The 11,600-nt window shown below is 69.9% G+C and carries 11 protein-coding genes and 1 riboswitch; of the genes, 9 read left to right on the top strand and 2 right to left on the bottom strand.

Features of this window, described 5'->3' with window-relative positions; translation table 11 throughout:
• The 5 genes from qcrC (at position 1) to ABT288_RS32300 (ending at position 6,404) form a co-directional block, all read left to right on the top strand.
• Positions 1–813 carry a cytochrome bc1 complex diheme cytochrome c subunit gene (qcrC, locus tag ABT288_RS32280; protein ID WP_351615282.1) on the top strand — a complete coding sequence of 271 codons (813 nt, stop codon included), beginning with the start codon at positions 1–3 and terminating at the stop codon, positions 811–813.
• Entirely contained in the window at positions 810–1,868 is a 1,059-nt protein-coding gene (gene qcrA, locus ABT288_RS32285) for a cytochrome bc1 complex Rieske iron-sulfur subunit (protein ID WP_351615284.1), read from the top strand. Before qcrC ends, qcrA begins: the two co-directional genes overlap by 4 nt.
• A complete protein-coding gene (gene qcrB, locus ABT288_RS32290; protein WP_351615287.1) occupies positions 1,865–3,502 on the top strand; it encodes a cytochrome bc1 complex cytochrome b subunit in 1,638 nt (545 codons plus the stop codon). Before qcrA ends, qcrB begins: the two co-directional genes overlap by 4 nt.
• Positions 3,503–3,623: 121 nt before the next feature.
• Positions 3,624–4,688, top strand: a complete 1,065-nt coding sequence (gene trpD, locus ABT288_RS32295) for an anthranilate phosphoribosyltransferase (RefSeq protein WP_351615289.1) — start codon at positions 3,624–3,626, stop codon at positions 4,686–4,688.
• A gap of 75 nt (positions 4,689–4,763) precedes the next feature.
• Positions 4,764–4,880: riboswitch (SAM riboswitch) on the top strand.
• 162 nt (positions 4,881–5,042) lie between these two features.
• Positions 5,043–6,404, top strand: a complete 1,362-nt coding sequence (locus ABT288_RS32300; RefSeq protein WP_351615290.1) for an aminotransferase class V-fold PLP-dependent enzyme — start codon at positions 5,043–5,045, stop codon at positions 6,402–6,404.
• A gap of 128 nt (positions 6,405–6,532) precedes the next feature.
• Here ABT288_RS32300 and ABT288_RS32305 read toward each other — a convergent pair whose 3' ends face one another.
• Together ABT288_RS32305 and ABT288_RS32310 are read right to left on the bottom strand one after the other, a co-directional pair.
• Positions 6,533–6,814 carry an Lrp/AsnC family transcriptional regulator gene (locus ABT288_RS32305; protein ID WP_351615291.1) on the bottom strand — a complete coding sequence of 94 codons (282 nt, stop codon included), beginning with the start codon at positions 6,812–6,814 and terminating at the stop codon, positions 6,533–6,535.
• Positions 6,811–7,554: a rhomboid family intramembrane serine protease gene (locus ABT288_RS32310; protein WP_351615292.1), complete on the bottom strand. Its 744-nt coding sequence runs from the start codon at positions 7,552–7,554 to the stop codon at positions 6,811–6,813. Before ABT288_RS32310 ends, ABT288_RS32305 begins: the two co-directional genes overlap by 4 nt.
• A 155-nt stretch (positions 7,555–7,709) precedes the next feature.
• On the opposite strand from ABT288_RS32310, the gene ABT288_RS32315 reads away from it, so the two are divergent.
• The 4 genes from ABT288_RS32315 to ABT288_RS32330 form a co-directional block, all read left to right on the top strand.
• Positions 7,710–7,949, top strand: a complete 240-nt coding sequence (locus tag ABT288_RS32315) for a hypothetical protein (RefSeq protein WP_014672226.1) — start codon at positions 7,710–7,712, stop codon at positions 7,947–7,949.
• A gap of 42 nt (positions 7,950–7,991) precedes the next feature.
• A complete protein-coding gene (locus ABT288_RS32320) occupies positions 7,992–9,335 on the top strand; it encodes an NYN domain-containing protein (protein ID WP_351615295.1) in 1,344 nt (447 codons plus the stop codon).
• 219 nt (positions 9,336–9,554) lie between these two features.
• Positions 9,555–10,589: a C40 family peptidase gene (locus ABT288_RS32325; RefSeq protein ID WP_351615298.1), complete on the top strand. Its 1,035-nt coding sequence runs from the start codon at positions 9,555–9,557 to the stop codon at positions 10,587–10,589.
• A gap of 268 nt (positions 10,590–10,857) precedes the next feature.
• On the top strand, positions 10,858–11,600 hold a 743-nt coding region (locus tag ABT288_RS32330; RefSeq protein ID WP_351615301.1), incomplete at its 3' end, for a coiled-coil domain-containing protein.

Below are 11,600 nucleotides of genomic sequence, written 5' to 3' on the forward strand. Positions count from 1 at the left end.
GTGAAAAAGCTCTCCGCACGACGACGCCATCCGCTGGCGGCGGTCGTCGTCCTACTCCTCGCGCTGGCGGCCACTGGGGGGCTGTACGCCGCGTTCGCACCCGCGGGCAAGGCGCAGGCCGATGATTCCGCCCAGTCCCTGACCATCCAGGAGGGCAAGAAGCTCTACGAGGTCGGCTGCGCCAGCTGCCACGGCACCGGTGGCCAGGGCTCCTCCGACGGGCCGAGCCTGGTCGGCGTGGGTGCCGCGGCCGTCGACTTCCAGGTCGGCACCGGCCGTATGCCGGCCGCCACCTCCCAGGGCGCCCAGGTCCCGCGCAAGAAGGTCGTCTACAACCAGACGCAGATCGACCAGCTCGCCGCGTACATCGCCACGCTGGGCGCCGGCCCGAGCGTGCCCACCAAGGACCAGTACGGCCCGGGCGGCGCGGACATCGCCAAGGGCGGCGAGCTGTTCCGCACCAACTGCGCGCAGTGCCACAACTTCACCGGCAAGGGCGGTGCCCTGACCAAGGGCAAGTTCGCGCCCACGCTGGAGGGTGTCGACCCGAAGCACATCTACGAGGCCATGCAGACCGGCCCGCAGAACATGCCGTCCTTCCCCGACACCACGCTGTCCTCGAAGAACAAGAAGGACATCATCGCGTACCTGCACGCGGTCGACAGCAGCGATACGACGAACCCCGGCGGTCTGGAGCTGGGCGGCCTCGGGCCGGTCAGTGAGGGTCTGTTCGCCTGGATCTTCGGTCTCGGCGCGCTGATCGCCGTCGCCGTCTGGGTCGCCGCTCGGACCGCAAAGGCCAAGAAGTCATGAGTAGCCAAGACATTCCAGAAGAGAACCTGCCCGCTGAGCAGGACCACGCGCGCGGCGCGGTAGGGGTCGCGGACGAGGTGAACCCGTTCGCCGACCCGGGGCTGCCGCCTCACGAGCACCGCATCCAGGACATCGACGAGCGGGCCGCCAGGCGGTCCGAGCGCGCGGTCGCCCTGCTGTTCACGGTGTCGATGCTGGCCACCGTCGGCTTCATCGTCTCGTACGTGACGATCCCGCACGACAAGAGCATCTTCGTCTTCCCGATCGGTCACATCAGCGCGCTGAACTTCGCGCTGGGTCTGACCCTCGGTGCGGCGCTGTTCTGCATCGGCGCGGGCGCGGTCCACTGGGCCCGCACCCTGATGTCCGACGTCGAGGTCGCCGACGAGCGTCACCCGATCGAGGCCGCCCCCGAGGTCCGCGCGAAGGTCCACGCGGACTTCCGCCAGGGTGCCGCCGAGTCGGCGCTCGGCCGCCGCAAGCTGATCCGCAACACGATGTTCGGCGCGCTGGCCCTGGTGCCGCTCTCCGGCGTCATGCTGCTGCGTGACCTCGGTCCGCTGCCCGGCACCTCGCTGCGGCACACGATGTGGGCCAAGGGCAAGCGTCTGGTGAACACCAACACCAACCTGCCGCTGCGCCCCGAGGACGTCGCCGTCGGCTCCCTCACCTTCGCCAAGCCCGACGGGCTGGAGGAGACGAGCGAGGACTTCCAGACGGAGATCGCCAAGGCCGCGCTGATGATCGTCCGGCTGCAGCCGGACAACATCAAGGACAAGCGCGAGCTCGACTGGTCGCACGAGGGCATCGTCGCCTTCTCGAAGATCTGCACCCACGTCGGCTGCCCGATCTCGCTGTACGAGCAGCAGACGCACCACGTGCTGTGCCCGTGCCACCAGTCCACCTTCGACCTCTCCGACGGCGCCCGAGTGATCTTCGGCCCCGCCGGCCACGCCCTGCCGCAGCTGCGCATCGGTGTGGACAGTGAGGGTTACCTCCAGGCGCTCGGCGACTTCGAGGAGCCCGTCGGTCCTGCATTCTGGGAGCGCGGATGAGTACTGCAGCCAACGAGACGCCCCGCTCTCGCGGGAAGGCACCGGCCGGCGAGCGTGTCGCCGACTGGGCCGACGGCCGGCTCGGGATCTACTCCCTGGCCAAGGCCAACATGCGCAAGATCTTCCCCGACCACTGGTCGTTCATGTTGGGCGAAGTGTGCATGTACAGCTTCATCATCATCATCCTGACGGGTGTCTATCTGACGCTGTTCTTCCACCCGTCGATGAACGAGGTGGAGTACCACGGCAGCTATGTCCCGCTCCAGGGACAGCTGATGTCCGAGGCGTTCAGCTCGACCCTGCACATCTCCTTCGACGTGCGCGGTGGTCTGCTCATGCGGCAGATCCACCACTGGGCCGCGCTGATCTTCCTCGCCGGCATGTTCGTGCACATGATGCGCGTGTTCTTCACCGGCGCGTTCCGTAAGCCGCGTGAGATCAACTGGCTGTTCGGCTTCCTGCTGTTCGTCCTCGGCATGTTCACCGGCTTCACCGGTTACTCGCTCCCGGACGACCTGCTCTCCGGCACCGGTGTCCGCTTCATGGAGGGCGCGATCCTGTCCGTGCCGATCGTCGGCACGTACCTGTCGTTCTTCCTCTTCGGCGGTCAGTTCCCCGGCCACGACTTCGTCGCCCGGTTCTACTCGATCCACATCCTGCTGCTGCCGGGCATCATGCTCGGGCTGATGGTGGGCCACCTGATCCTGGTCTTCTACCACAAGCACACGCAGTTCGCGGGTCCCGGCAAGAGCGAGAAGAACGTCGTCGGCATGCCGCTGCTGCCGGTCTACATGGCCAAGGCCGGAGGCTTCTTCTTCCTGGTCTTCGGTGTCATCGCGGCCATCGCGGCGGTCGCTCAGATCAACCCGATCTGGGCCATGGGCCCCTACCGTCCGGACCAGGTGTCCACCGGCGCCCAGCCCGACTGGTACATGGGCTTCTCCGAGGGTCTGATCCGCTTCATGCCGGGCTGGGAGATCAACCTCTGGGGTCACACGCTCGTCCTGGGCGTCTTCATCCCGCTGATGATCTTCCCGTTGGTCCTCGTGGCGATCGCGGTCTACCCGTTCATCGAGTCCTGGGTCACCGGGGACAAGAGCGAGCACCACATCCTGGACCGCCCGCGCAACGCCCCGACGCGCACCGGTCTCGGTGTCGCCTGGATGACGGTGTACCTGACGCTGCTGGTCGGCGGTGGCAACGACCTGTGGGCCACCCACTTCCACCTGTCGATCAACGCCGTGACCTGGTTCGTCCGGATCGCCTTCTTCGTCGGCCCGGTCATCGCGTTCCTCGTCACCAAGCGGATCTGCCTGGGGCTGCAGCGCCGCGACCGCGACAAGGTGCTGCACGGTCGCGAGACCGGCATCATCAAGCGCCTGCCGCACGGTGAGTTCATCGAGGTGCACGAGCCGCTCAGTCAGGAGCAGCTGCACACCCTCACGGCTCACCACCAGTACGAGCCGGCCGAGATCGGCCCGACGGTCGACGAGAACGGTGTCGAGCGCAAGGTGCCGGCCTCGGAGAAGCTCCGGGTGAAGCTGTCCAGCGCCTACTACGGCGAGGACAACCAGATCCCGAAGCCGACCGTCGACGAGTACAAGGAGATCACGAGCGGCCACGGCCACCACTGATCCAGGCGTCGCCACACCACGCCGAAGGGCCCCGTCCGGGTTACGGACGGGGCCCTTCGCCGTGTCCCGGGCTGGATAGGGTGGGATCACACGGTTTCTTCTACGACACACAGGAGCGGCTATGAGCGCTGTGACCCCCGCTGGAGGCGACACCGCGGCGGGCCGCTCCTGGCCCGCCCTGCTGAACGGCCTGCTGGACGGCCGGAACCTGTCCGCCGACGACACCGCGTGGGCGATGGACCGGATCATGCGCGGCGAGGCGACCGACGCGCAGATCGCCGGGTTCGCGGTGGCGCTGCGGGCCAAGGGACAGACGGTGCAGGAGATCACCGGTCTGGTCCGCACCATGTACGAGCACGCGAACGTGATCGAGGTGCCCGGCCGTACCGTCGACATCGTCGGTACGGGCGGCGACGGGGCCAGGACGGTGAACATCTCGACCATGTCGTCACTGGTCGTCGCCGGTACGGGCGCGAAGGTCGTCAAGCACGGCAACCGCGCCGCGTCCTCCGCCTCCGGGTCCTCCGACGTCCTGGAGAAGCTGGGCGTCAACCTCGACCTCACGCCCCGACGGGTGGCCGAGGTCGCGGAGGAGGCCGGCATCACCTTCTGCTTCGCGGTCAAGTTCCACCCCGCGCTGCGTCATGTGGGCGCCGCGCGTGGTCAGTTGGGCATCCGGACGGTGTTCAACCTGCTCGGTCCGCTGACCAACCCGGCGAAGGTGCGGGCCCAGGCGGTCGGCGTGGCCGTCGTCCGCGAGGCGCCGATCGTCGCGGGCGTGCTCGCGGAGCGCGGCAACTCCTCGCTGGTCTTCCGCGGCGACGACGGGCTGGACGAGCTGACCACGACGTCCACGTCCCACGTCTGGGTCGTGCGGGACGGCAAGGTCACCGAGGAGACCTTCGACCCGCGGGACGTCGGCATCGACCTCGTCCCCGTGGAGGCGCTGCGCGGCGGCGACCCGTCGCACAACGCCGAGGTCGCCCGTCGCCTGCTGGACGGCGAGCGGGGCCCGGTACGGGACGCGGTGCTGCTGAACTCCGCGGCGGCCCTCGTGGCCCTGGACCCGACGGACGCCCCGCTCGCCGACCAGCTCCGCGCCGGCATGGCCAGGGCCGCCGAGTCCATCGACTCGGGGGCGGCGAAGCGGACACTGGAGCGCTGGGTGGCCGCGAGCAACGCCTAGCGGTCACCGACGGTCGTCCCGCGATCCGGACACGGGTTGCGGGACGACGATCATTTCGCGTACGTTCCTGTACCAGGTCATGAGTGACAGTCATGAGGCCCCGGCCGACTGTCCGGCAACCCTCCGTCCGTGGCGGGGTGCCCCGGGTGAGGACCAGGCCGTAGGCAGCGAGGTCTACGGCAAGCGCGGACCCCTCGCGCGCTGCTGAGAGCGCGGGACCAGGGGTCCTGGTCATCGAGGGAGCCTTCCGTGAGCAAGCGAATGCGATAGGGCCGCAGAGCCCCGCCTCCGCATCCCCCTTTTTCTCTTCTTTCCGTACGTCGTCTTCGGCGTACGTTCTCACGGGAGTTCCCCATGTCCGTCTTCACCGCTGCCGCCGACCAGTCCGTTTGTGCCCCCCTGCCCGTTCTGGGCCGGGATGTCACCGTCCCGCTCGTCACCGGCGGCGAGGTCACCTACGCGGCCCTCGACTACGCGGCCAGCGCCCCCGCCCTGCAGCGCGTCTGGGACGACGTGGCCGCCTACGCGCCGTACTACGGCAGTGTCCACCGCGGCGCCGGCTACCTCTCCCAGCTCTCCACCGACCTGTTCGAGAACGCCCGCCAGACGGTCGCCGAGTTCCTGGACTGCCGCGCCGACGACCAGGTGGTCTTCACCCGCTCCACCACGGACTCGCTGAACCTCCTGGCCCGTGCCCTCCCGGCCGGCTGCCAGGTCTTCGTCTTCGAGACCGAGCACCACGCCTCCCTGCTGCCCTGGCAGGGCGCCCGTGTCACCTACCTGAACGCCCCGCGCACCCCGCAGCAGGCCGTCACGGCCCTGGAGCGGGCCCTCGCCGACCGCGACCCGTACGGCCCGGCCCTCGTCTGCGTGACCGGTGCCTCCAACGTCACCGGCGAGCTGTGGCCCGTACGGGAGCTGGCGGCAGCCGCCCACGCGCACGGCGCCCGGATCGTCCTGGACGCCGCCCAGCTGGCTCCCCACCACCCGGTGTCCGTCCGTGACCTGGACGTCGACTGGGTCGCCTTCTCGGGCCACAAGCTGTACGCCCCCTTCGGCTCCGGTGTCCTGGCCGGCCGCGCCGACTGGCTGCGCGCGGCCGAGCCGTACCTCGCGGGCGGCGGCGCCAGCCGCAAGGTGACCCGGCGTCAGGACGGCGGTGTGGACGTGGAGTGGCACGAGAGCGCCGCGCGGCACGAGGCGGGGTCGCCCAATGTGATCGGCGCCTACTCCATCGCGTCCGCATGCAAGGCCCTCACCGAGGCCGGCTGGGACACCCTGGTGGCCCGTGAGCAGCACCTGATCGCCAGGGTCCGCGAGGGCCTGGCGGAGGTCCCCGAGGTGAAGATCCTCTCCCTCTTCGGCGACGAGGCCCCGCGCGTCGGAGTCATCTCCTTCGTCGTCGAGGGCTGGAACAGCTCCCACTTCGCCGCCGCGCTCTCCGCCGAGTACGGCATCGGCGTCCGCGACGGCCTCTTCTGCGCCCACCCCCTGGTCCGCACCCTCCTCGGCACCGACCCCCAGGCCCAGGGGGAATGCGGAGCCCCCGAGGCCGCCCCGGGCGAGAGGTCCCTCAACGCCATCCGCGTGAGCTTCGGCGCGGGCACCCCCGACGAGCATGTCGACCGCTTCGTCACGGCGGTGAAGGAACTGGTCACCGAGGGTGCCGAGTGGACGTACCGCACAGAGGACGGCCGCTGCGTACCTGCGGTGTGAAGCCGACGCCAGGGGTAGCGCCCCAAAGGGGCGCGGGGAACTGCGCGACAAGCCACAACGAACCCGCGCCCGCCGGCGTACCGCACCCGGCAGACGAGAAGGCGATACACGCCTGAGCGGCGCAGCCCCTAGTTGTCCAGGCCGATCGAGAACGCCGCTTCCAGGTCGTGCTGGGAGTAGGTGCGGAACGCGACGTGCGTGTCGGTGGCCTCCACGCCGGGGATCTTGCTGATCCGGCCGGGGATGACATCGGCCAGGTCCTCGTGCTGCCGGACCCGGACCATGGCGATCAGGTCGTAGGTTCCGGTGACCGAGAAGACCTCGCTCACGCTCTCCAGCGCGGCGATCTGCCCCGCGATCTCGGGGATCCGGTCCACGCTGGTCTTGATGAGGACGATCGCGGTGATCACGGCTGGTTCTCTCCCTCGGGTGCCGGAGCTGGGGCGCACTTCACTCTAGTCGTACGGCCGTACCGGGCCCACGCGTAGCCGAAGCCCAGGCCGAAGCCGACGAGGTGGGCCAGATACGCCACCCCGGGGCCGCCCGAGCTCTGCTCCGCCGCCGCCCACTGCAGTGCCGCCCAGAACGGCAGCACGACCCACGCGGGGAACCGCAGTGGCAGGAAGAACAGAAACGGCAGAAGACTGGTCACACGGGCCCGGGGGAACAGGTAGAGGAATGCTCCGAGGACCGCCGAGATCGCCCCGGACGCGCCCACCAGCGACTGCTCGGAGGCGGCGTTGGCGGCCGCGTAGCCCAGCAGGGCGAGACAGCCGCAGCCGAGGTAGAAGAGGGTGAACTCGACCCGGCCCATCCGTTCCTCGGTCATCGCCCCGAAGACGAAGAGGAAGAGCATGTTGCCGAGCAGATGCACCCAGCTGCCGTGCACGAACAGGGCCGTGGCGGGGGTCAGCGCCTCGCGCACCGGCCTGGCGAACAGCTCGGCCGGCACCACCCCCCAGCGCCGGAAGTACGCCCGCTGCGCGGCGAGCAGGCCCTCCCCGGAGCCGTACCCCGGTGTGAGCCCCGAGGCCGGGCCCAGGACGAAGAGCAGGCAGCACAGGGCGATGAGGCCGTACGTCATGGGTGCCGATGCGCTCCGGACCGCCCTGAAGGCCCTGCCGACCGCCGTGCTCCACTCGCTGATCATGAATACAGAGCATGACGTAACGGGACGCAAGCTGACAGACCGCCTCGCCGCCTCGGAGGGGCCAGCGGCGAGTCGCCGCCAGGCCGTAGGGTTACGGCCACACCCGTCCGCCGACGGCGCGGTGAGCGACTACGAGAAGGAAGCGGACAGCCACGATGACGGTTCCCCTGCCGACCGCCACCACCCGATGGCGCTGCACCCTGTGCGGCAACCTCACCCGGTTCGACGTGACGCGTTCCTCGAAGGTCGTCGAGTACGTCCACCTCGATCTGGCCGGCGAGCCGACCGTGGAGGAGCGCGAGGTGGTCAGTGAGACCATCGAGTCGGTGCGGTGCCGCTGGTGCAACGCGGTGGATCAGGTGGAACTCGTGGACAGGCCGGGTGCCGGCTCCTGAGCGGAGCGGCCCCGAAGAAGTTGAAGTAGTGGGGTGTGACGGATGGCGGAGACCGCAGGCGGGGGGCCGGGCGACGGCACCGCTGAGGTGCTTGACCGTCCGCTGCCCGACGGGGTGCGCCGCCGGGTCGTCCAGATCGCATCGGACGGCTTCGGCAGCCTGACCGTGGCGGAACTGCCCGCCCAGCTCAGGCAGTACGCCCGGTTCGCCCCCAATCGCCGGGCGAAGTTCGCCGGGAACGCGATGGCGGCGGCGCTGGAGACCGACGCGCTGTTCCGGCAGCGGATCGGGGAGAAGTTCAGAGAGGCGCAGCCGGAACTCGCCGGCGCCCTCGACTCCGGCTCGCCGCTCCCGGCCGCGGACCCGCTCGACGTGGCGGCCGCGGCCTACGTACTGCGCCCGGCAGGCTGGGTGAAGCTGGTCACGGCGGCCGGCGAGGAGGTCCAGCGCGCGGACGCCGAGCGCGCAGACGAGGAGAGCCGGGCCGAGCTGGAGCGGCTGCGTGCCGAGCTGGCCCAGGCCCGCGAGCTCACCCGGGCCGAGACCGAACGGCTGCGTACGGAGCTGGAGTCGGCGAAGAAGGAAACCGAATCCCTGCACCGCAAGCTCCGTGCCGCCCTCAGCGACGTCAAGCGGGGCGAGGCGGCCCTGCGCAAGGCCCAGGCCGAGATGGACGCCGTACGCGCCGAGGCGCACCGGCAGGTGTCGGCCGGCGAGAGCGAGGCCCGCCGGCTCAAGGCCCGCCTCGGCGAGGCCGAGGCCGCGCTGGAGGCCACCCGCCGCGCCGCCCGTGAGGGCCGCAGCGTGGAGGACATGCGGGTACGGCTGCTGCTCGACACCCTGCTGGAGTCGACCCAGGGCCTCAGGCGCGAACTCGCACTGCCGCCCGTGTCCGTTCGGCCAGCCGAGACCGTGGACGCGGTCGAACCGGGACGAATGACACCGAAGGACATCGCGGCGCGCGCCCTGTCGGAGAACGACCCGGCCATCCTCGACCAGTTGCTGGCGCTGCCGCAGGCCCATCTGGTCGTCGACGGCTACAACGTCACCAAGACCGGCTATCCGCAGATGCCGCTGGAGAAGCAGCGGCTCAGGCTCCTCGGCCAGCTCTCCGCGCTCGCCGCGCAGACCGGCGCCGAGGTGACCTGTGTCTTCGACGGCGCCGAACTGGCCGCCCCGGTGCTGCTCGCCCCGCCGCGCGGGGTCAGGGTGCTGTTCTCGAAGCCGGGCGTCACGGCCGACGAGCTGATCCGGCAGCTCGTGCGCGCGGAGCCGCCGGGCCGTCCGGTCATCGTCGCCTCCACCGACCGTGAGGTGGCCGACGGCGTCGCCAAGGCGGGTGCCCGTCCCGTCGCCTCTGCGGTGCTTCTCAAGCGACTGTCCTGAAGGTCCAACGGGCACGCGCAATGCCCGAATTGGCCGTATCGTCACGCAACGTAGCGTCAATCGCACGTTACAGCATGTGGGTTGTGAGCAAAGAATGCATTGTGTGATGGGATTTTTTAGTGTGAGGATTTGAATGATCACAGCTGGGTCACTAGGGTCTGGGCTCGAACCTCCGAACGGGTGATTCCTCACTCACTCACAAGAAGGAGTTCGTCCTCCGTGGCGTCCCACCGTCGACCCAAGCAGCAGAGTCGCGCCCGCGTGACCGTGCTGACCACCGCAGCTGCCGCAGCCGTCGTGCTGAGCGCGAACGCCGCCAACGCCGCGCCGAGCCAGAAGCTCAGCAAGGACCAGGTCAAGGCCAAGGTCGACGAGCTCTATCAGCAGGCGGAGCAGGCCACCGAGAAGTACGACGGGGCCCAGGCGAAGCAGCAGAAGCTGCAGAAGGAAATCTCCACCATCCAGGACAACGTCGCGCGGGGTCAGCAGGACCTCAACAAGCTGCGCGACAGCCTTGGTTCGCTGGCCACCTCGCAGTACCGCTCCGGTGGCATCGACCCTTCGGTCCAGCTGTTCCTGTCCTCCAACCCGAACGACTTCCTCGACAAGGCCTCCACGCTCGACCAGCTGAGCGCCCAGCAGGTCGACGCGCTGAAGAAGATTCAGGACAAACAGCGCGAACTGTCTCAGGAGCGCGCCGAGGCCACCCAGAAGCTCAAGGACCTCTCCGACACGCGCGCCCAGCTCGCGCAGAACAAGAAGGACGTCCAGGGCAAGCTCGCCGACGCGCAGAAGCTGCTCAACTCCCTGACCGCCAAGGAGAAGCAGCAGCTGGCCGCCGAGCAGCAGCGCGCCGACCGCTCCTCCAGCCAGCGAGTCGACCTCGGCAACACGCCGCCCGCCTCCGGCCGTGCCGCGGCTGCCTTCGCCGCCGCCCAGTCGCAGATCGGCAAGCCGTATGTCTACGGCGCCACCGGCACCGCCTCCTACGACTGCTCGGGCCTGACCTCCTGGGCCTATGCCCAGGCCGGCGTCTCCATCCCGCGCACCTCCCAGGAGCAGGCGACCATAGGGACCCGGATCAGCTCGGTCAACGACCTGCAGGTCGGCGACCTGGTGTTCTTCTACGGCGACATCCACCACGTCGGCCTGTACGCCGGCAACGGCCAGGTGCTGCACGCCCCGCACACCGGCGCCGTGGTCCGCTACGAGTCGATGTCCGACATGCCGTTCCAGTTCGGCGTCCGGGTCTGACACCTTCGCGAAACGGTCTGATACCCCGGGATCCCGCCGGAAACGCTCGCCCGGGGGCGCCCGAACGGGCGAATCCCGTGGACCGGAAATGACTCCACGCCCCGCCGGTGACCTGCGTCAGCGGCGGGGCGTCACCGTATGTTGCCGCCACGGCCGTTGGTCCGGCCCCTTCCGCACGGCTACTGTCTGCCGCGTTTCCCCGGCGCCGGGGCCTCCCCGTCCCCAGGCGCCGGGGAAGCAGTCTCTGTCCGCCAGCAGAAGGACTGCCGTGGGGTCTCATCGTCGCTTTGCCTCCTCCGGATTCGACCGGGGCGCCGTCGCCCTGTGCGTGCTGTCGGCCGCGACCGCCGCGCTCGGCGCCGTACCCGCACAGGCCGCACCGCACGCCGACGGCCGGGCCGAGGTGGACCGGCTCTACCAGGAGGCCGAGCAGGCGACCCAGGCCTACGACAAGGCCCAGGAGCGGGAGAGCACGCTGCGCCGCGAGGTGCGCGAGGCCCAGGACCTCATCGCCCGGCAGCAGCAGCACATCAACACCCTGCGCGAGCGGCTGGGTTCGCTGGCCGGCGCCCAGTACCGCGCGGGCGCCCTCGACCCGGCCGTCGCGCTGCTCTTCTCCGACGACCCCGACGACTATCTCGACAAGGCCTCCACTCTCGACCGCATCACCGCCCAACAGGCCGGGCAGCTACGGGAGTTGCAGTCGGCGATGCGGGACCTGGCCCAGGAGCGCACGGAGGCGGCCGGGAAGCTCGCCGAGCTGGAGACCAGCCGCAAGGCCGTGACCGTGCACAAGCAGACCGTGGTGCAGAAGCTCGCCAGGGCCCGGCAGCTGCTCGACACACTCCCGCCCGCCGAACGCGTCGCCTTCGGCCGGGCCTCGCGCGACGACGGCTCCGGCCGCCTCGTCCTGCCCGACCTGTCCGGCCTGACGGGCGTCCTCGCCCCCCAGGCCGCCGACGCCCCCGACGCCCCCGACGCCCGCGCCGCCGCCGCGGTGGCCGCCGCCCG

Source organism: Streptomyces sp. NPDC001093, from assembly GCF_040298985.1.
Classification (GTDB): Bacteria; Actinomycetota; Actinomycetes; order Streptomycetales; family Streptomycetaceae; genus Streptomyces.